Annotated in this window: 17 protein-coding genes and 1 tRNA gene; 9 read left to right on the top strand and 9 right to left on the bottom strand. The window is 38.4% G+C overall.

All coding sequences use genetic code 11. From position 1 onward, the window contains the following. Positions 1-23 precede the first annotated feature (23 nt). The gene (locus tag ABMA76_RS06940) at positions 24-1,541 is read right to left on the bottom strand and encodes a hypothetical protein (protein WP_393061240.1); all 1,518 of its coding nucleotides are present in this window, start codon (positions 1,539-1,541) and stop codon (positions 24-26) included. 16 nt (positions 1,542-1,557) lie between these two features. Next, positions 1,558-2,904, bottom strand: coding sequence for a hypothetical protein (locus ABMA76_RS06945; RefSeq protein WP_393061242.1), 1,347 nt, complete (start codon positions 2,902-2,904; stop codon positions 1,558-1,560). Between the two features lie 32 nt (positions 2,905-2,936). Here ABMA76_RS06945 and ABMA76_RS06950 point away from each other — a divergent pair. Further along, positions 2,937-3,023, top strand: a tRNA-Leu gene (locus ABMA76_RS06950). 94 nt (positions 3,024-3,117) lie between these two features. Here the strand turns inward: ABMA76_RS06950 and ABMA76_RS06955 are convergent. Beyond that, the gene (locus tag ABMA76_RS06955; protein WP_393061244.1) at positions 3,118-4,704 is read right to left on the bottom strand and encodes a PilZ domain-containing protein; all 1,587 of its coding nucleotides are present in this window, start codon (positions 4,702-4,704) and stop codon (positions 3,118-3,120) included. A gap of 121 nt (positions 4,705-4,825) precedes the next feature. On the opposite strand from ABMA76_RS06955, the gene ABMA76_RS06960 reads away from it, so the two are divergent. Continuing rightward, positions 4,826-5,785 carry a hypothetical protein gene (locus ABMA76_RS06960; protein ID WP_392907704.1) on the top strand — a complete coding sequence of 320 codons (960 nt, stop codon included), beginning with the start codon at positions 4,826-4,828 and terminating at the stop codon, positions 5,783-5,785. Between the two features lie 18 nt (positions 5,786-5,803). Here the strand turns inward: ABMA76_RS06960 and lpdA are convergent, their stop codons facing one another. The 3 genes from lpdA to ABMA76_RS06975 are packed head-to-tail and all read right to left on the bottom strand — an operon-like array spanning position 5,804 to position 11,230. Further along, on the bottom strand, positions 5,804-7,207 hold the full coding sequence (gene lpdA / locus ABMA76_RS06965) for a dihydrolipoyl dehydrogenase (protein ID WP_392907702.1): 1,404 nt from the start codon (positions 7,205-7,207) through the stop codon (positions 5,804-5,806). A gap of 28 nt (positions 7,208-7,235) precedes the next feature. Next, positions 7,236-8,465, bottom strand: coding sequence for a 2-oxoglutarate dehydrogenase complex dihydrolipoyllysine-residue succinyltransferase (gene odhB / locus ABMA76_RS06970; RefSeq protein WP_392907700.1), 1,230 nt, complete (start codon positions 8,463-8,465; stop codon positions 7,236-7,238). 20 nt (positions 8,466-8,485) lie between these two features. Continuing rightward, the gene (locus ABMA76_RS06975; RefSeq protein ID WP_392907698.1) at positions 8,486-11,230 is read right to left on the bottom strand and encodes a 2-oxoglutarate dehydrogenase E1 component; all 2,745 of its coding nucleotides are present in this window, start codon (positions 11,228-11,230) and stop codon (positions 8,486-8,488) included. A gap of 163 nt (positions 11,231-11,393) precedes the next feature. Here ABMA76_RS06975 and ABMA76_RS06980 point away from each other — a divergent pair, with 163 nt between their 5' ends. From ABMA76_RS06980 to ABMA76_RS06995, 4 genes are all read left to right on the top strand, one after another. Beyond that, positions 11,394-11,786, top strand: a complete 393-nt coding sequence (locus tag ABMA76_RS06980) for a nucleoside triphosphate pyrophosphohydrolase family protein (RefSeq protein ID WP_392907695.1) — start codon at positions 11,394-11,396, stop codon at positions 11,784-11,786. Then, complete coding sequence (locus tag ABMA76_RS06985) at positions 11,786-12,805, top strand: FAD:protein FMN transferase (RefSeq protein ID WP_392907692.1); 1,020 nt, start codon at positions 11,786-11,788, stop codon at positions 12,803-12,805. The genes ABMA76_RS06980 and ABMA76_RS06985 overlap by 1 nt, the downstream gene beginning before the upstream one ends. Before the next feature lie 31 nt (positions 12,806-12,836). Then, a complete protein-coding gene (gene nqrM, locus ABMA76_RS06990) occupies positions 12,837-13,049 on the top strand; it encodes a (Na+)-NQR maturation NqrM (RefSeq protein WP_392907689.1) in 213 nt (70 codons plus the stop codon). Positions 13,050-13,288: 239 nt separating this feature from the next. After that, positions 13,289-13,648 carry a hypothetical protein gene (locus ABMA76_RS06995; protein WP_392907687.1) on the top strand — a complete coding sequence of 120 codons (360 nt, stop codon included), beginning with the start codon at positions 13,289-13,291 and terminating at the stop codon, positions 13,646-13,648. Positions 13,649-13,673: 25 nt separating this feature from the next. On the opposite strand, the gene ABMA76_RS07000 is transcribed toward ABMA76_RS06995, so the two are convergent. Continuing rightward, the gene (locus tag ABMA76_RS07000) at positions 13,674-14,297 is read right to left on the bottom strand and encodes a class I SAM-dependent methyltransferase (RefSeq protein WP_392907684.1); all 624 of its coding nucleotides are present in this window, start codon (positions 14,295-14,297) and stop codon (positions 13,674-13,676) included. Between the two features lie 3 nt (positions 14,298-14,300). Beyond that, positions 14,301-14,906 (bottom strand): YiiX/YebB-like N1pC/P60 family cysteine hydrolase, encoded by a 606-nt coding sequence (locus tag ABMA76_RS07005; protein WP_393061246.1) that lies wholly within the window; start codon positions 14,904-14,906, stop codon positions 14,301-14,303. 130 nt (positions 14,907-15,036) lie between these two features. On the opposite strand from ABMA76_RS07005, the gene ABMA76_RS07010 reads away from it, so the two are divergent. Further along, entirely contained in the window at positions 15,037-16,947 is a 1,911-nt protein-coding gene (locus ABMA76_RS07010; protein WP_393061248.1) for a hypothetical protein, read from the top strand. A gap of 14 nt (positions 16,948-16,961) precedes the next feature. Beyond that, positions 16,962-17,657, top strand: coding sequence for a M15 family metallopeptidase (locus ABMA76_RS07015; protein WP_393061250.1), 696 nt, complete (start codon positions 16,962-16,964; stop codon positions 17,655-17,657). Here ABMA76_RS07015 and ABMA76_RS07020 read toward each other — a convergent pair. After that, entirely contained in the window at positions 17,641-18,093 is a 453-nt protein-coding gene (locus ABMA76_RS07020; protein ID WP_393061252.1) for an acyl-CoA thioesterase, read from the bottom strand. The two genes, ABMA76_RS07015 and ABMA76_RS07020, sit on opposite strands and share 17 nt — an antisense overlap. 227 nt (positions 18,094-18,320) lie before the next feature. Here ABMA76_RS07020 and ABMA76_RS07025 point away from each other — a divergent pair, with 227 nt between their 5' ends. After that, positions 18,321-20,369: a hypothetical protein gene (locus ABMA76_RS07025; RefSeq protein ID WP_393061254.1), complete on the top strand. Its 2,049-nt coding sequence runs from the start codon at positions 18,321-18,323 to the stop codon at positions 20,367-20,369. The last annotated feature ends 125 nt before the right edge of the window (positions 20,370-20,494 follow it).

Genomic DNA, 20,494 nt, shown 5'->3' on the forward strand with positions numbered 1-20,494 from the left:
TTGATAAATATTTTTAGATAGAATCATTTTACAATTTCCTCTTCACTAATCCCTAAAGCATTCCATTCACAAGCAATTTGTGAAAGAGCGAATTTCTTTAGTCTTTTTGAGAAGTATTTTAAATTTGCCATTGTCGGCGACATCAAGTGAAAGCGATCAATCACACCATCTTCTTTAAGATATGAAATGATAGAAACGTCACCAGAAGATACTTGTGTTGTTGCAAGAAATATCCCTGTTTTAATCGAGTTAGGCTTATGCTCAACTCCTTTTCTTATAATAGGATATTCTTCACAGATTTTAATAATATTTGAATAGGTATTCTTTAATTCTTTTAAACGAATCAGCAGGAGTTCATAAGTTGTTCCATTAAGAGCAAGGAACTCAGTATTTGCAAGATCACTATATTCATAGAAGGGCTCATACTTCTTACTATTATAGTGATAACCATAGCTTTGTAGAGGCATTGATTTAAGTGAAAAATCGAGGGCCCCAAGATTTGAATGAAAGTAGCTTTCTAAATTTAAAAAGTACTTATTCCCCTCTATCGTCTGAATGATATCATTTATAATTTCTTGATAATCATGAATACGATCTCTAATATCGTAAACCCATTTGCGATCTTCAGAATTAATTAGCTTACTAAGCTCGTCTTTTGATTGAACCTGTGAAAGATTTGTGAAATTATTTAGAGTTTCAAATTGATAATTTAAAACTTGATGTAACTCTTTGAAAGATGAAAGATTAAAAACTTTCTCTAAACACTTTAAATTCTCAAGTGCACAAAGAATTTCATAAATAAACATACGATGAATTTTTACGGAACTACTTGTCTCTATGTTTTCAACGTACTCACTTAATTCAAGACTTAACAGAGATGTAATAGTCTTTAGAGGTAAATTAGACTTTAATAATAAGGAGATGGCCTCTTCAAGGCTCTTTCCCTCAATTTGCTTTTCTAAAGACTCTGACTTACTAAAGTCAAAATCAAAGAAGCTATCACTAATACGATTTTCATCGATATTAAAACGAACAACTGAACTTGAAAGTGGGTTATTAAACTTTTTAACCGGAACTTCGACTTCTTCACCAGTTACTTTAAGGGGTGAAAGGTACGACTTACATAAAGAATCTTCAAGGTTATCTTTTTCTAAGTGGTACTTCCCCTTAGGTGTAACAACCTCATATTGAATACGATCTTCTTTTCGATAAAAGTGAACACCAAAGTTTCGATTAACTTCGGCCTCAAACCAAGTCATTGACTCAAATAAATGAGAAAATGAAAGCGCTGTTTGTCCATAGCCTAATGAGAGGGCGTAGAAATGTCTTTTGTGATTATTTAAATTTTGAAATTGATAGATAAGTAAAAAGCGTGAATTTAAAAGATTATATTTTTCCTTAAGCTCTCCTGCATTTAAGAGGTCAAGACATGTCAGGCCAGAGAAAACAATATGTTGATTATCAAAGTTAGAAAGCATAAGCATTGATAGCTCTGCTTTTGATTTTACCTGAATTTCGTTCGTGATATCAAAAATATTCATCTATTTAATTATCCAATTACTTTAAATTAAATCTTACGTCGTATGGAAAGATTGGCCCAACTTCTTTATCTGGAGCACAACTTTGTTTCTTACCGTTTGACCACACCCAATTATATATCTTTTGATTGAATGTGTCTGCACCACTATCGTATTCAATATAGCGATAATATGGGGCCCCTGAGTTAGCAGCACTAGATAATAATGTGATTGCTGCAGGAAATGAAGCTGCAATTTCATGATCGCGACACCCACCAATTAATTTTCTTTGATCGACAACAAACTTACCTTTGCTATCTCTCACATTGCGCACCCATGTCTTTAAACGACAGTCAAAATAATAGCCTGTTTGAACAGCATTTTCAAAGGCCGTTAAATATTCTAGCTTCCAATGCTTGTCCTTCTCTTTTTGAATATTAAACGGACGCACATACTTTCGACATAGACTAAAACGATCAAGGTGATTGCGATAGAATTCAATAAATCGTTGTGAAATCCCTTCTTCTTTTCTAAAAATTACGAGAGCATCATCGTAGACCTTACGACATGACGTTTTTAATGTTTGTAGTTCACTATTTGAAAACAAGTGACCAGAGTTGATTACATATTTAAGAGCACGATTGGGTAGAATTGGAGATTCTAAACGGTAGGCTCCCTTTAGCTTTCTTCCCACATCGTTGCGGCCCATTGAGTTTTCGATAAAGGCCTTAGCATACTTCCAATCGACATATTTCTTTAAGGTATTAAGCCCTTGAACCTCTTGAAGAGATTCATCAAGCATACTCTTTGCAATTAGAATTACTTCTGAATTCCAGTCATCATTTAAGTCACACAGCCCCGTTAAACAAGATTTTAAAATATAGCCACCAATGATTTGAACTTGAATGGTTTCCTCACGCGGGAAGCTACCATCAACAAGGTATTTTAAGTCACCGAAGACGGCCACTCGCTGAGGCTTTCCATCCCGGCCTAGAAGTCTTGGAATAACGGCCCAAGAAAAATTTGGAGTTGATATATTTGATGTGTAATCATTCCAAATATCTTTTTCTTTACAAAATTTACGTTCTTTGAAAATTCGTCCACTAACTAAATCAAGTTCGAAATGAACCTCACTATCACGGGGCGTTGTAATAAAAACATCCACAAGCTTAGTACGCATATCAATACGTGGTGCAAAGTCGAAAAATAAATGAGGAACAACTCTCCCCTCATAAGTTAGATAATTGAAATTACCTTCTCCTGAAAACCAAGTCGGCTTAACTTGAGAAGTTGGTAGAACAATTTTTTTTGTTGCACAACCTACAATGAAAATTGCAAGTAAAAGAAAAATGAATTTAGTAGTTTTTTTGAATTGACAAATATACACGTTATAGTCCAAAATCGTTAAACACAAATAGCGGTTCGGTGTTGGAATTGGTAGACAATCTGGATTTAAAATCCAGTGGGGGCAACCCCGTGCGGGTTCAAGTCCCGCCCGAACCACCATTTCCTTTTCTTAATTATCAACGGATACATTTATTTAATCAAGGACTTAGACTGATTCAGTCCGTTTTTTTGAAACGCAATGCAAAATAGTAATTTAAGCAGCTTTCTTAGAGTCGTCGTTATTGTTGAGGATTTCAATCATACGCTCTCCAATAACTTCCATGATCGAGTCCGAAACAGACTCAAAGCGTAGCCCAAAGCCTCTAGGACGATTCTTTGATGCTCTCATGATAGTGAAATCAACTGCGAGTGCGCGGCCAAATAGGCCCTCAGAGATATAGATCGTTCCACGAGTATTTTTGTCAAATTCTTTCTCAAATTTCGTCACTTCAACAAATCCTCCACTAAGGGAAAGATTTGTCAGGTAGCCCTTATAATCTTTTTGAACTCCTACAAGTGAAAATGAAACCAGTTCTTGAAGATCGACTCGATACTCAGTTCTTTCAATTTGATATTTATTATTTTCTGGATTTTCTTTATCTTCAGAAACTAATTGTGCTTGTGTATTTAGCTCAAGACATTCTTTGGCAGCAACCCAAGGTGCACCGGCCTTCTTTTTAACAAGTGTTTCAGATGTAATAATATTCTTCTCTAAGTCAACTAGCATTTCATCGAAGCGTAAAGGACCAACAACACCGGCCCCCGTATCATATTGCCATGACTTCTTATTAGAGATTTCAAAAGACTTACCATTTTTAAGTCCTTCAATATTTAATCGATCAAGTTCTAAGTCATCAACTTGAGCGCGGGTCGCTATTTCTAGTCCACCACTTGAGATATCAAACTCTCCTGTAGCTTCTTCACTTAAATCAATTTCAACAGTACGGTCCTCATCTTCTAAGACAAGTGAGTCACGTGAAATAAGGTTAATTTTAGGTCCAGCACTAGTACTTTCTTCTGGTGGTGTAACATCTTCAATCTTCACTTCTTCATTGACTGCAGAAATGCCGATCTTACTATCAGTATAACTCTTGAAATTTTCTAATTCTTTTTCTGCAACTTCTAGCTTTGCATTCAAGGCCTTGGCCTTTGCTATTACTTTTGAAAGATTCTTTCGTGCAATTTTATTTTCAACGGCGAGATTTTTATATTTGATTTTAAGTGCATTAAACTTCGCTTGGTATTCTTGAGAGTTTGAATTTCCATCCCCCAGCTCACGTGCTGTGGAGAGAACTTTTGTTATCTTACGATTAACATCACTGATAAGATTAGTTTCATCTAAGATAGATTCTAGCTTACCTATAATGATCTCGCTGCGATCACTCCCCGATGAACCAATAAGTTGTGTGATATCTCCGATCCTCTCTTCGACATTTGAAATCTTTTGACCAAACTCATCTCGAAGTTGATTTCCGATTGTTGAAACTTCATCTTTTACAATTTTAGAAATCGCACTTAGTAATTCATTATTATGGGTACTCTTAATCTCTAACTCTTCTTTCTTAATACTGTGTCCATCTGGTGCAGATTGAGGTTTTTCAAAGCTCTCAGGACTTGGCTTAAGAGCGTCAATCACAACTCGAGGTAAACTCATCTTAGATAACTCAAACCATTGTGACTTCTTAACATCAAAACCATACTGATTCGAAAAAACGACACCTGAGAGCGCTTCAACGTAGAGATCGTTAATATCGATTTCTCTAAAAGTTGTGAATGTGTCTGCGATGAAAAGTTTCTTCAATATTTCCTCAGCTGTTCTATCTAGTATATCGGTAAGATTTAAACTAAAATTTAATAATATTAGTAGTTTACTCTGTTTTTGTTTACAAACTCCTATTTGATTAATGATAAGGTATTGAATTGTGGAAGATTCCAATAAAAACCACTTAGAAAAAAGAGAAGAAGAATTGGCCAAATTAATTGGCTTTCAAGTGCAAGTTGTTGAAAAAATCGAAGCAGGCTTAAATGAGAAAGTACAAACTTCACCTGAAGAACTTTACCTTTGTGGCCTACAAGAAGAGGCCATTAATACTTCCCTTTCAGACTTCCATGAGATTCTTACGAAAATCAATGAATTAAAAGATGCAAAGGAAATCGTCATCTGCGATATCGGAGCCTCTTATTCAAAGATGGCCTTTGTCGCAAATCACTTCTTTCCAAATATTAGAGTGATAAGCATCGAGCCAGTCAAAGAGCGAATTGATTATGCAGCAACTAAGCTATCATGTACGAAGCACATCTTCATCAATGATATCTTTCATAAAGACTTAATCAAAGACTATAAGATTGATTACTTCTTCCTCTACTTTCCTGTTGGAAAGATTCTAGATGAAATCATCGCGCAAATAGATGCTCCTATTATCGCCATCGAATCCCATGGTGAACTTTTAAACCGCCTTGGACATAGTTTCTCTCGTAAAAAGAAACTAACTAAACTTGTATTCCCACGCCATAACCCTCATAGCTATATTTTTTCTCATAAAGAGGAATCAAGTTTGTATAAGGCATTTAAAGCGCTTCAAGAAAAAGGTGATGATCTTATTATCATCAAGGATCAACGCCCGTGGTTAGCAGATTCAGAAGGCCTAAAGCACTACTTTGATGACGAAGATAAGATTACTCTTGAACTTAAATCACCTCCTCGAACAATTTACTTTAATTATGAGCTTAGGAGCGCAAGCTCTAGTGACTACTCTCAAGACATACAGCAGCTCATTCAAAAGCGCCGTGCTAATGAAAGAATTGATGGATATTTAATTCGAAAGATATTTTTGGATGGGAGTTTTGAGTTATCTTCAGGGGTCATAAAAAAGGCACCCTAAGGTGCCTTCTATCTTTAGCTAGATATTTAGCGGTTTTTTATCAAATGCATCAAGAGCAGCTTCTTTGAATGCTTCAGAGTAAGTTGGGTGCGCATGACAAATGCGTCCAATATCTTCAGCAGCAGCTCTAAACTCCATTGCAGTCACAGCTTCAGCAATTAAGTCTGCAGCACGTGGGCCAACAATGTGTACCCCTAAAATCTCATCAGTTTCTTTACAAGCTAATACTTTTACGAAACCAGCTGATTCATTTGAAGCACGGGCACGACCACTTGCTTTAAATGGAAACTTACCTACTTTATAAGGAGTCTTATTTGCTTTTAGTTCTTGCTCAGTTACACCAACAGAAGCAACTTCTGGCCATGTGTAAACAACACCAGGAATTAGGTTGTAGTTGATATGTGGCTTTTGACCAGCGATGATCTCAGCAGCAACAACACCTTCTTCCTCCGCTTTATGAGCAAGCATTGCACCAGTTGTAACGTCACCGATTGCATAAATATGTGGAACGTTAGTTCTTAAGTGATCATCAGTGATAACACGTCCACGCTCATCAAGATTCACACCAGCGTTCTCAAGACCAAGATTGTCAGTGTATGGGCGACGGCCAACTGCCATTAGACAGTAGTCACCTTCTAGTTTGATCTCTTCTTCATTCTTTTTGTTCTTGGCCTTAACAACAACTTTAGCGCCTTTTCTAACGACTTCAGTTACACCATGACCAGTATAGAATTCCATTCCTTGCTTCTTAAGAACTTTTGTCATCTCTTTTGCACAATCTTTATCCATTGTTGCAAGGATTGAATCTGCGTACTCAACAACAGAAACTTTTGAACCAAGTCTTAAAAAGACAGAACCAAGCTCAAGACCAATTACACCACCACCAATAACGATGAAGTGTTTTGGAAGAGTTTCAAGCTTAAGAGCTTCTGTTGAAGTGATAATTCTTTCTTTATCAATTTCAATTCCAGGAATTGTCGCAGGCTTTGAACCTGTAGCAATGATAAAGTGCTTAGCTTTAAGAGTTTCCTCTTTCTCACCTTCAACTTTTAGAGTGTGTGCATCAACGAATGATCCAAACCCATGGAAAGTTTCAACTTTGTTCTTTCCCATTAGGTATGTAATACCACCTGAAGTATCGGCCACAACGCCAGCTACACGCTCGGCCATCTTTTTAATGTCGGCCTTAACTTTTCCAGTTGTGATTCCGTGTGCTTCAAATTCATGAGTTGCTTCATGAAATTTTTCACTTGAATCAAGCCATGCCTTTGATGGGATACAACCTACATTTAGGCATGTTCCACCAAGAGTATTATATTTTTCTACGATTGCTACTTTCATTCCAAGTTGTGAACAACGAACAGCACTGATGTATCCACCAGGACCAGAACCAATTACAACAACATCAAATTCTTTACTCATATTTATTCCTTAAAAATTAAATTTAAAATTAGATATCTAGAAGCATTCTAGCAGGATCTTCTAACATCTCTTTTACCATCTTAAGGAATGTTACTGACTCCTTACCATCGATGATTCTGTGGTCATAAGATAGTGCTAAGTACATTACAGGGTGAATAACAACCTGTCCGTTTACAGCAACTGGTCTTTCAACAATATTGTGCATTCCTAGAATCGCAGATTGAGGAACGTTGATAATTGGAGTTGAAAGCATCGAACCGAAAACACCACCGTTAGTGATTGTAAATGTTCCGCCAGTCATTTCGTCCACAGTAAGTTTTCCGTCACGACCTTTAAGTGCTAGTCTTCTTACTTCCTTTTCGATCTGAGCAAGACTTAGGCTTTCTGCATTTCTGATAACTGGAACAACTAGACCTTTTGGAGTCGATACCGCAATACCAACGTCAGCATAGTCGTGATAGATGATATTCTCACCATCAATTTGTGCGTTAACACCTTTGATTTCCATAAGAGCTTTCGTACATGCTTTTGTAAAGAAAGACATGAAACCAAGTCCGATATCGTGCTTGTCTTTAAAAGCATCTTTATACTTCTTACGAAGCTCCATTACATTATACATATCAACTTCATTGAAAGTTGTAAGCATTGCCGTTGTATTCTTTGCTTCCACAAGACGCTTAGCAATTGTCTTACGGATACGCTTCATTTTTACTTCTTCTTTCGCTCTACTTGCACCACCCATTGGAACTTGAGTTTCAATAGTTGGAGCAGGAGCTGCCTTTACTGCTGGAGCCGCTTTTGGAGCAGCACTTGCGTTCATAGCATCAGCTTTCGTGATCCTTCCATCTTTCCCACTTCCTGCCACAGCACTGGCCGCAACACCTTTTTCAGCAAGAATTTTTGCAGCTGCTGGAGATGGATAATTCTTATCTCCACCTGTAGCTGGAGCACTTGCCGGTGAACTTGGAGTTTCTACTGCAGTTGGAGCTTCATCACTTGATGCTTGAGCTGGAGCTGCTGCAGAAGTATCAAGTTCTGCAACTACCGCACCAATTTCAAGTTCAGCACCTTCTTCAGCGATAATCTTAATCACACCACTTTCTTCAGCTGGAAGAGGAAGTGTTGCTTTATCTGATTCTACTTCTACAAGTTCATCACCCTCATTTACAAAGTCACCATCTGCAACAAGCCACTCTCCAAGAGCAACTTCTGTGATCGATTCTCCAATTGGTGGAATAGTAATTTTTACGATTGCCATTTTTTATCCTTATTTATTTTTTAGCTAAAAGCTTTTTCTACAATTGTTTCTTGTTCTTTAAGGTGTACAGATGCATACCCTGTCGCTGGTGAAGCCGAAGCTTTCCTAGAAACACAATCAATATCTCTGAAAGTGTCACGCCAACGGTTAAGGTGCATCCAAGCTCCCATATTTGAAGGCTCTTCCTGTACCCAACGATGAGTTGCATTTGGATACTTATCAAGGATTGCCTTAATCTTTTCTGTCGGAAGTGGATATAATTGTTCAAGACGAATAACGGCAACATCTTTGCGATCATTCTCTTGTTGGTACTTTAATAGATCGTAGTAGATCTTACCTGTACAAAGAACAACTTTCTTAACGTCTTTTGGGTTAACCCAAGTATCATCAAAAACTTCTTCAAACTTACCTGATGTAAACTCTTCTACTTTTGACTGACAGAGAGGATGTCTTAAAAGTGACTTTGGAGTGAAAACAACGAGTGGCTTTCTAAACTCCCACTTAAGCTGGCGTCTAAGCGCATGGAACATATTTGCTGGAGTTGTAATATTACAAACAACCATATTCTCTTCAGCACATTGCTGTAGAAATCGTTCTGGACGACAAGAAGAGTGCTCTGGCCCTGCTCCTTCATATCCATGAGGAAGTAGCATAACTAAGTTACTCATTCTTCTCCACTTACTTTCTGCAGCTGAGATAAATTGGTCAATAACGATTTGAGCACCGTTAGTGAAGTCTCCAAATTGTGCTTCCCAAATATTTAGTGCATGCGGTGTTGCTTGAGAATAACCATACTCAAAAGCAAGTACTGCATATTCTGAAAGTAGAGAGTTGTAGATATAGAAGTCACCTTGACCTGTTGTTAGGTGCTCAAGGCCACAATATGCTTCATTAGTTTTCTCATCAAAAACTTTTGCGTGACGGTGAGAAAATGTCCCACGAATAACGTCTTCTCCAGAGAAGCGAACATCGTTACCTTCTGTAAGAATTGATCCGTATGCAAATAGCTCAGCTAGGGCCCAGTCAATTTGATCACTTTCAAAAGCAGCCTTTCTTTGATCAAGAAGTTTCTGCGCCTTTCTTAAAGTTTTAAAACCTTCAGGCGTTTGAGTGATTGATGAAATAATATTTTCAAGTGTCTTCTTATCAACACTAGTATCTGGTGAACTTGCAAAGTCTTCTAATGTAGAGAAGCGAACATCTTTCCACTCTCTGTGTGGTCCCGGAACCTTCTTAGGAATAACATTTTGCTTAACATTGTTAAAACGATCAGAAAGAAGATTCTTGTATTCTTCTTGCATTTCTTTTGCCACGGCCTTATCAACTGCACCGTGACTAGCAAGTTCTTCGATATACATTTCACGTGGGTTCTTATGCTTTGAGATCATTCCATAAAGCTCTGGTTGAGTATATTTAGGTTCATCACCTTCGTTGTGACCGTGCTTACGGTAACAAACCATATCAACAAAAACATCACGCTTAAATTTTTGTCTGAACTTAACAGCAAGCTCACATGCATAAACAACGTCTTCAGGACAGTCGCCATTTACGTGAATAATTGGAATATTTAGCATCTTAGCAACTGACGTTGAGTACTGAGATGAGCGAGCATCCGTAAAGTCAGTTGTAAAACCAATTTGATTATTAATTACAAAGTGTATTGAACCACCTGTACGGTAACCAGGAAGCTCTGACATTTGAAGAGTTTCATAAACAATCCCCTGGCCAGCAACAGCAGCGTCACCATGAATGACAATTGGGATAATTTTGCTCTCATCTCCTCCGTACGCAATATCAATTTGAGCACGAGCATAACCAGTGGCAACAGGAGAAACTGTTTCTAAGTGTGATGGGTTTGGTAGAAGCTTTAGGTAAACTTCTTTATTATCTTCAGTCTTCGTTACTGAAGTAAATCCCATGTGGTACTTAACGTCACCATCTCCTTGACCTGCTAATTGCTCAAGAGAGTTTCCTTCGAATTCAGAAAAAATATACTCATAAGTTTTACCAAGAGTATTTGCTAGAACATTTAAACGTCCACGGTGGGCCATACCGATAATAAATTCTTTGGCCCCTAATCTTGCACCTTCGTTAATGAATGCATCAAGTCCTGGGATCGTCGACTCTCCACCTTCTAGTGAAAATCTTTTTTGTCCTGTATATTTTGTTTGAAGAAAGTTTTCAAAAACATTTGCTTCATTCAGTTTGTGTAGGATTCTTTTTTTCTTATCAACATTGAAGTTCTTATTTAGGTAGGTTGTTTCAAACTCTTCTCTAAACCAACGTCTCATTTCAGTATCTGTTGAGTGCATATACTCAACTCCGATCTTACCGCTATAAAGCTTACTCATGTGATCCATGATATTTTTAAGAGTCGTTGCACCAAGGCCAACAAACTCACCACATGTAAAAACTTCATTTAGGTCAGCATCTGTTAGATCATAATCCTGAAGAGAGATACGTGCATGACGATCAAGTCTTGGACGAATCGGGTTTGTATCCGAAAGTAGATGTCCTCTTGATCTATAAGATTGAATTAGTCTGAATACGTTGAATTCTTTACGTAACTTCTCATCACTTACTTCACCACCGGCACCTGTGCTACCTTTACCGGCACCGAATTCAAAACCTAGAAAAAAGTTGCGCCAACTTTCTTCTACTTCCATCGGGTTTGATTCGTATTGTTCGTAGAGAGAGTCAATGTAAGAAATGTCTGAACTTGATAGTGTTGAAAAGTCGAATTTATCCATTTGATTAAAATCCATTTTACCGCTTAGCGGCTATTACAAAATTAATAATTTAGGCACGTTAATATACCTTATATCTTAACAGTTCGTGAAGTTTTCTTTTTGCACAGGCAAGCTTTGACTAGATAAAAATCAAAGTGATAAAGTTCGATCAACTACCCAACTTTTGACAGGAGAAATTATGGATTCAAAAAAATATATGAGTGATGCAATCAGGACAGAATCAAGAGATTTTGATGCAATGAATACACGTCTAAAGGACGATGGAATTAAAAGACTTCTTCACGCAGGAATTGGCCTTTCAACAGAAGCAGGAGAATTCCTCGATGCTCTAAAGAAGCATATATTCTACGGGAAGGAGCTTGACCGTGTAAATCTGGCAGAAGAGCTAGGAGATCTTTTCTGGTATATGGCCATAGTTGGCGATGAGCTTGGAATCAAATTTGAAGATGTCATGGAGAGAAATATTACAAAGCTTAAGGCGCGCTACGGCGAAAAATTTAGCGAAGAAAAGGCCGACAAGAGAGACCTTGATAGCGAAAGAAAAATTCTTGAGGAACAGGCGTTTAATTAATGAGACTTAACAAAATCTTTATATTTGGAATGGTTCTATTGTTAGGACTCTTAACTTCTTGCAACAGCGAAAAACTGCAAATTTATCGTGTCACTGGCCCAACTATGGGGACGACATACCACATCAAGTATCTTGCTCCTAGCGGCTTCGATGAAGACTCGGTAAAAAAAGATATTGAGATCAGATTAGATGAGGTTAATAAGGCCATGAGTACTTATATTAAGGACTCAGAAATTTCACTCTTTAACAAAATGGCCAAGAATGAAAAATTCTACCCTGGTCCAGACTTTACAAGAACGCTAACCCACGCGCTAGAGGTAGCAAGGAAGACTGATGGTACATTTGATCCAACAATAGGAACTCTTGTAAACCTTTGGGGATTTGGTCCTAATGGCAAGCGCAAGATCCCTTCAAAAGAAGATATCGCTGCGGCCAAGAATAAGGTTGGATTTGAAAAAATCATTTTCAAAGACGGCATCTTAACAAAAAGTATTGACGGTGTTTATCTTGATCTATCTGCATCAGCGAAGGGATTTGGAGTTGATGCCATCATCGAGCTTCTTCAAGCAAGAGGAATTAAGAATGCCCTTGTAGAAGTTGGCGGCGAGGTTCGAACAATGGGTGAATCTCTGACACGTCCATGGCGTATTGGCGTTGAGTCCCCTAGTAACAAAGATAATAACCCGGTTGTTAAGGTCGTAAAAATCAAAAATGTTGCCCTTGCGACTTCTGGTGATTACCGAAACTTCTTCAAAGAAGGCGGCAAGCGCTATCAGCATACGATAAATTTCAAATCAGGTTCACCTGTGGAGTCACAACTTGCTTCAGTTAGTGTTATCTCTGACACATGCATGGATGCCGATGCCTGGGCAACGGCGTTAATGGCCATGGGTGCAAAGAAGGCCATTGCCTTCGCTAAAGAAAATAAATTGAAGGCGTTCTTTATCTACCGTTCAGATGATGGATCAGGAAAGTATTTAGAGACATCAACGCCAGGATTTGATAAAGTGACAGAGTAATCTAATCAGATAACTTTTATCGGAGAATATTATGGATGCTAACATTAAACTATTCCTTATTACTTTCGCTGTACTTGCTCTATCAATTACAGGAATGGCCGTTGGTGTGATTCTATCAAATAGGAAACTTCAAGGATCTTGTGGTGGACTTGGGAAACTCATTGGTGAAGATTGCCAATTCTGCGATAAGAAGGATGAGTGTACAGATAATCCAGAACAGGCCGAAGACTGCCTAAAAGCCTAATATAAAATACAAATCAAATAAACAAAAAAGGCTCCATTATTGGGGCCTTTTTTGTTCATAAATAGGGCCAAAAAGCGCCCCTTCCCCTAACGACACCACCCATAATTGTGTAAGTAGCTGATTGTACGTGTTCAATTTTTGGCACAGTTCATGCTTTTACTATACCAACAAAGCTCTTAAACAGGATGTTTAAAGCTGAAGGCTTCAGGAAGAACGAACTTAGCGGAAAAGAGGCCATTATGAGAAGTACATTAAGGAGAGCACTTTACATCACTTTAGGATTAGTTATCTTATCGATCACAATCCAAGAAAAAGTTCATGCAAGAACGATGAAGAGAATCACGCCTGAGCAGATCCAAAAACTAGATCGTGCTATGGCAATTGAAACATTTAATGGTGAATTTCTCGACATCACAAAAGTGGCAAAAATCAGAAAAACTTTTGGAAATCTTGAGGGACTAAAAGATGGTGCACAAATCAAATTAGCAAATGGTGATGTACTAACTGCAAGAGATATTCGTTTTCTATATGTAGAAAGACTCAAGCAACAAAAGGAGAAGAAATCTATAGTGGGGCGTACTCCACACGACGAAGAATAGTCGAAAATATTTTGGGAATCTGTAACTAATTTGCTACGTCTTCCTTAGTAGCAATGACCAGTAAGACATCCGGGTCGCTCGAAAGAGCGGCCCTTCTTTTTTTATCCGCAATAATTTTACGGCCACTCGGTAACATCAAATAAATAATGCGAAGGCCGGCCTCTGTCACGATTCGCTCATATTCAAGATAATCTAAAACAGTAACAGATAAATCAGAAAGAATCATCTTCTTGCTCTTAACCATCGCTTCAAAACAAAAAACTCCCCCATTACTTAGCAGAGCATAGACATTGCTAATATAGCGAGAAATTTCATCTTGAGATTGTAAGTAATGGATTTGGTGAGAATCGAGAATAAAATCAAAGCTCTCTTGCAATTTCCCTAACTCAAGACTTGAGAGGATTTTAAATTCATCATTTGGAAAGTTTCTTTTGGCCTTATTAACGGCGGCTTCAGAGATATCAATTCCTAATAATTGAGAGAAATTGAAGTCGGCTAAATTAAGCCCTTGGCCACAGCCAACTTCTAAGGCCTTAAGGCCTTGAGGGCCAAGAGACGTAATGGATAGCGCTTTTTGAGCTAGCTCAATAAGTGTCTGAGATTTGAGAAAGTGATCACTTTCTTTATGGGCCTGATTAAATTGATTCACAATTTAATATAACGGCCCCATATCCTTGAAGTCACCATCAAATCCAGTTGAGAAGAAGAAATCGTTAGGAGAAAGTCCCAACTTCCCACTAGGAGGAAGTTTTCCACCAAAGTAGATCTCCCAGCCTTTTGGGTTCTTATCATATGTCATAGATGTAGGCTTAAACTTCTCAATTGCATAAACGCTTTTTAGAAGCTTATAGATGAACTCTGAACAATATAATTTTCCATCATCCCAAAGATAGTCGTGATCAAAATCCATTCCAAGATACTTTCTTTTGTAATTTTCAAGTAATTTTCTTTTCTTTGAGAAGTTAATATGTTTTGGGCGAATCACGTGTGGAGTTTTATTTGTGTAGCCAAGAAAGGCTTGTAGTGGAATATGATGAACACTCCCAAGAGACTGGGCCACATAGACTTGTGAACCTAACTTAAGCACAATTCCCGAATGAGAGAAAGGGCCACCTGTTTCATTTTCGATTAGCTCACAACTAAAGCAGTCCATATCTAACAGGATAATATCACCTGTTTGTAGATCTCTTAGTGGCAGTGCCAAAGTTTTAAGGCTTACAAAAACAAAGAATAACACCAAAATACGTCTTAAATTCACAACAAAACCCCTGTAATAACAGAAACTTAAATGATTAAACAGCAATTGCCCTACTATTAATAACTAAGGCTTTGCTGTTATACTAAGTAAGTAACTAGATTGATAGCCTAAAAAAGCAGGAAAAGTAAAAATGAAAGGCATTATTTTAACACTCATATTTTTAAGTTTTGCACTTGGACACTTTGAAGTCTTTGCGACGACAAACTGCCCTACAGGACAGGTTTTCAACGCAAGTTTAAATCGCTGTATGTATACAGAGGGTTCAATTAAGAACAGAGATGAGTATCAAGACTGTGATTCTAAATCGAGTGAGACTGAGCGTAATGCTTGTATGAAATCAGCGGCAGATGCCAGACAACAAAAAACAATTAATGAATTAAATGCAGGACGTGTTTCTGATAGTGAAGTTGAGAGCAAAGGGAAAGGAAATCTTATTACAGGTTTTGCTGAAGCCTGGGGAATCGTTACCGGTGTAACGGCCCTCGTTGTTCCAAAGTTCTTTAATGGTGAAGATGCGGCCAAAAAGCCAGTTGATAGTACAGTTAAAGGAGATGCGAACGTACAAGATGCAGGAGCAAAGAAAGCAGAGGTCTCAAAAGATGAGAACCGTTCAAGCTGTAAATCTTGTATGCTGGTGGGAGCAGTCTCTGCCTATAGCTTCTATCAAACAAAGGTCAATAAGGAAGACGTAAAGAAGAAAACAAAAGAATTCAAAGAAGAATACGAAGAGATTTCAAAAGACCCTGAAACAATGAAGAATGCTCAAATTGCAGCATTTGATATGCTTGAAAAAGAACAGCAGTACCTAGCAGATGTATCTTCTAAACAGGCCAAGCAATATAAAACGCTAGCTCTTGGTTATACTGCTGCAGCTGCAGTTGCTGTATATGAGACTTTTTCATCATTTGGAACAAGTTGTATGAATCAATCACCGGGTGAAGCTGGTGGTGCTTCAAAGTGGAACTTCAGCGATATGGCAAATGGCTTTCGCTCAATCACTAATAACCCATGTACAGTTATTGTGGCCTCTGCGGTAACAGTACCTGCTGCCCTGACTGTTTCAAATCAAGCAAAGAAGAATAACAAAGACGCCAAGTCAAATGTTGAGCAGATTAAAATTCTAAAAGAAAAGTATGTGAAGAGTGTCGCTTCTTTCTGTCCAGATGGAAGAGATAGCCTAAGTAATCCGGCCTGTTACTGTTATACAGCACAAGGAAATAAAAATCCTAACCGTGAAAAATCAAAAACATGTCAGGATTATTGGAACAAGTACAATGGTTCATTTATCGCCTCGGCAGATTCATCTCGTGCAGGACAGGTTAATAACCCACAAGGTTGTTTCTATGTTGATGGCAAGTTTGATCGCGAGTGTAATTGTCGAAAGCTTAAGAATAATAAAGGTGAAAATGCTTGTAAAAAGATCACGGTTTCCCCTACTGCTTTAAGCTCACTCGGCGGACTAGATGTCTCAGAGGCCATTAGAGCAGCGAATGCTGCAACACAAGGAAACGGTGGAACTTACAATGCTTCAACAACTGATGCACAAGCGGCCATGGCGGCAAAGGCAATGGATGCAATTAAGAAAAAACTAGAAAATCCATTTAAGAAAAACACAGGTCTTGGGCTAAGTAAGATCAGCGATGAACTTGCTAAGCAGGCCGGTAAGTATGGTGACAATAATAACGTCTCTATCTTTAATGGAAGTGGTGCAAGTGAGGCCTTTGCTCGTCTAAGACCAACAGAGCCATCTTTCCAAAATGCCGTAGAGAGTGTTTCAGCAAAGCTTCCGGCCAAGGGACTTGCAGCACCAGCAAAGAAAACAGTTAGAAAAACAACAAATAACAACACTAATCGTTGGAAGTTTGACGACAGCTCAAGCTCACAAGTTCTAAGCTTTGGAGCAGGAGCTGGTAACGGTGATTCTGAGAAGAAATATGATTATGGAGATAACGATATTATCAAGGATAAGTCGGTTTCAATTTTCAAGGTTATCTCTCATCGCTATGTTCAGTCAGGACTAAAGAAATTATTCTCTGAATAATAATTGGAATTTATATGAGTAAGGTAGACAAGGAAGTTCTATTCGGTATGACAAAAGATCACCTCATTTATGATGAGAGTATCAACCGCTACTTCCACAAAGATTCATTTGATGACTTTAAACGTTTTAAAGAAGATGCTCTAACAGAAGGTATCGACTTCTATGTCACAAGTTCCTTTCGTTCATTTGATGACCAATTAAGAATCTGGAATGAGAAGTGTGCCGGTAAACGTCCTATCTATGATCGCAATGGAGTAGAACTCGATCACACCAAACTCTCCCCTTCAGAAATAGTAGCGGCCATCATTAATTGGTCAGCGCTTCCCGGAACATCTCGCCACCACTGGGGAACGGAGCTTGATGTGGTTGATGGCAATAGCTGTCCAGAAGGCTATCACATTCAACTCATACCTGAAGAATTTTCTAAAGGTGGCCCATTTGAGGATTTTAGTAAGTGGTTAAATTCTAAGATTGAAAACAAGCAAAGTTATTCTTACTATAGGCCATACGTTGAAGACCTTGGTGGAGTTGCACCAGAGGCATGGCATATTAGCTACAATAAGGTTTCGGCCGAATATCACCAAGAATATACTTATGAGTTATTTTGTGAATTATTAGAGCATAAGAAGATGAATGAGCTTACTTATTTAGATGAAGTAAAAGCAAGCTCACAAGAAATCTATCATCACTTCTTTAGGCTTTTAAAGTAAGCCCTACTGCTTTTAACCAATCAGGATCATGGCCCATAAGCTTTCTTTCCTTAAGGTCAAATAGTCCAGCAGTCATCTTAAATTTTGTGTACACCTTACCAGTGTCATCAAACATTTCCTGCTCATAAACTAGAACCTTACTATTAACAAAGCTCGTTGCTTTTGAGCGAATTTTAACCATTTGTCTTAGGCGTAGCTCAGATTTAAAAGTGATATTGATATCTAAAACAACTGGCCCTTTTTTTTCACGCATAATGCGATCCATACCCCAACCGTTCTTAGTAATCATATCCCAACGGGCCTGTTCAAAAATCGTCAGATAAGTTGCATTATTCATGTGACCAAAAGTGTCCAGATGAGTTTCTTGTACCTGAAACTCATAAATGCCCTCTTCTATGTTGAAATCATCGATTGTAAGTACTTTTTGTGATGTCATATATCCTACCTCTAACTTATTAAATTTCCTTAAATGGCCACAATCATGGGCATTCGTAAAATTTAATTTTACATGGCCGCTACCCAAAAATGAACATATTTTTAAGGACTTATCTTGTGCAACACCCCTCAAATCCCTAAAACATGCTTAAATACTCAACTTTTCGAAGAATTTAACCGAATAGAACTTATAATTTAAGTAAGGAACACCTAACTTTCGAGTCACTTATGAGCAAGAAAACAACTTTATTAAACACATTTACCTTATCTCTTCTGCTAGCTTCAGTGCCACTTAGCTCTGCCTATGCGTCGCTTAACTGCCCAGATAGCGAAGGTAATATGCATCAGTTCGAATACTCCTTTCCTGGACTTGCCAAGCCATCAGATGAAGATGTCCAAAAAGCATGTGAAGAACTTATCTTTAAAAAGGAAAGAGAACTTGCCAATGAACTAGCAGATCAGCCAACTCCTCCTCAAGATGAAGACGATGTAGATGGCCAACAAGATCCAAAGCATGCAGACTGGAATGGTTGTTTACAAGAAATGACGACTAAAGAGAATAAGTCACATATCGAAGCCTTTAAAGCATGTGCAAAGTCTGTTTCAAAGCTTAGCTTCCAAAATGTCGAACCAGACTTTACAGGTAGTAGTGGCGCTATAAAATGTCAGCGTGCTTTTAAAGTTTCGGGAAAAAATGGGAATGCAAATTGGCAGGATGTTGCCCAAGAAGTTTACCGCAATGGTAGCTCGTCATCGATTGACTACACTAAGGCCGTCGCTGTTTTCATTTATGCAGATAATCCTAAAGAAGTTGATGGAAATGCAATTTCAACTGCCATTAAGAATGTTACAGCATGTAACCAAGTTGCGGCCGCATTTGGAGAAAACTTTGCAGAAGATCGCCAATCAGAAGATCAATACTCTAATCCAGAAAAACTTACTTCAATTGATGGACGTATCACTTGTAAACTTTCAGGCCTTGAGACAATTGACTACGACGAGTGTTCAAATCTAGTTCTTGCTCACAACGCTGCCCAACTAGGAAAAACTGCCAATGCAACTTTTCAACAGTTTCAAGCACAGGACTTTAGTAATAAGCAACAAAATAAACTAATGAATATGGATGCGTCAGAGAACGTAACGACAACGGCCCTTAAATCACAAAAAGATGGCCTAGCAAAACAACAGGATATGGCCGAAACACGTCGTACAATTGAAGTTGCAAGACTTGGTACAATCTTAACAATGACTTCAAGTATTCCAACGAGTGAAACTTACTTTGAATCAAGTGAACTTTGTACGAAGCCTGTTGAGCAAGCACTGTTGGGAATTCAAGGATATGTTACAAATGACGGCGGAGCAGGTTCAGTTGGTTCTGCAGCACAATTATGTCGTATCAACTTTAAAAAATTTGCTATCTTAAAAAATGGTGGGGCCAAGAGAGCTGGTAACCAGATCGCAGCAGAAGCTGGGGTTGATGTTGCCAAAGAGCAGATGGCCGTAAGCCAACTTGGAAAGCAACAAAAGATGATTTCAAATGCCATTGGTAAAATTGAAGGAATGGATACAATGGAGCTTCCAGAAGATTTCTTTGAAAACCAAGATGTCTACATGGAATTTTGTCAGGCCAACCCTGCACACGCTCAATGTCAGTCAGGTTGGGCAAATACGGTTAATGTTCCATCATTTGGGGACTACTCTGTTGGTGGCTTTGGAACGAATCAAGCCTATCAGCACACAGACCAAGATCAAGCAGTAGCTGCAACGGCAGCAAGTACAGATGACCCAACATCAGCTGGTGTGGATACATCAACTGTTGTGAATAAGGCAAAAGCTGGTGGTGGACTTAAAGGTAATTTCGGTCCAGTTGCCACAGTATCTGAAGGCGGACAGATCGCACAAGGTGCCGGAGGTGGAGGAAGCTCCCCTGGCGGTGGAGGCGGTGGCGGAGGCTCATCGGCAGGTGGAGCTGGTCAACCAGAGGCCCTATCAGGAAATGCTGGGAGTGGTTTAAAAGGGATCAGCTACGTTGGTGGCCGTGGTCCAAGCTTTGTCGGTGGACGAGGAACGGCCTCAGTTAAGAAGAAGAATAATGGTAATCCATTTAGCAATATGTTTAAGAAGAACCAAAACCGTAACCTAAGTTCACTTAACTTTAAGGGTAAGTCAGCAATTGGTTCAAAATCGGATAATATCTTCCAAAGAATCTCAACGGCATATGATAAGGCCAACGATGCTGGAAACCTTCTTAAGTATGAAACAAAAGCTCTTGAATAATGAACACTTAGAGTACTTATCCAGAAAACTAAAAAGAGATAAAATATAGACACTGGGGCCAATATTTTGGCCCCATCTTATTTTTACCTATCAAATATCAGACAGTTACAATTAAGATTTTTGGC

Origin of the sequence: Halobacteriovorax sp. ZH5_bin.2 (assembly GCF_043196375.1) — a bacterium.
Taxonomy (GTDB): Bacteria; Bdellovibrionota; Bacteriovoracia; order Bacteriovoracales; family Bacteriovoracaceae; genus Halobacteriovorax_A.

Bases quoted from the DNA above. Each gene is read 5' to 3' on its own strand.
- lpdA (WP_392907702.1), bottom strand. From the start codon at position 7,207: ATGAGTAAAGAATTTGATGTTGTTGTAATTGGTTCTGGTCCTGGTGGA.
- ABMA76_RS06985 (WP_392907692.1), top strand. From the start codon at position 11,786: ATGAGACTTAACAAAATCTTTATATTTGGAATGGTTCTATTGTTAGGA.
- ABMA76_RS07025 (WP_393061254.1), top strand. From the start codon at position 18,321: ATGAGCAAGAAAACAACTTTATTAAACACATTTACCTTATCTCTTCTG.
- ABMA76_RS07015 (WP_393061250.1), top strand. From the start codon at position 16,962: ATGAGTAAGGTAGACAAGGAAGTTCTATTCGGTATGACAAAAGATCAC.
- ABMA76_RS06940 (WP_393061240.1), bottom strand. From the start codon at position 1,541: ATGAATATTTTTGATATCACGAACGAAATTCAGGTAAAATCAAAAGCA.
- odhB (WP_392907700.1), bottom strand. From the start codon at position 8,465: ATGGCAATCGTAAAAATTACTATTCCACCAATTGGAGAATCGATCACA.
- ABMA76_RS07020 (WP_393061252.1), bottom strand. From the start codon at position 18,093: ATGACATCACAAAAAGTACTTACAATCGATGATTTCAACATAGAAGAG.
- ABMA76_RS07010 (WP_393061248.1), top strand. From the start codon at position 15,037: ATGAAAGGCATTATTTTAACACTCATATTTTTAAGTTTTGCACTTGGA.
- nqrM (WP_392907689.1), top strand. From the start codon at position 12,837: ATGGATGCTAACATTAAACTATTCCTTATTACTTTCGCTGTACTTGCT.
- ABMA76_RS06995 (WP_392907687.1), top strand. From the start codon at position 13,289: ATGAGAAGTACATTAAGGAGAGCACTTTACATCACTTTAGGATTAGTT.
- ABMA76_RS06975 (WP_392907698.1), bottom strand. From the start codon at position 11,230: ATGGATTTTAATCAAATGGATAAATTCGACTTTTCAACACTATCAAGT.
- ABMA76_RS06980 (WP_392907695.1), top strand. From the start codon at position 11,394: ATGGATTCAAAAAAATATATGAGTGATGCAATCAGGACAGAATCAAGA.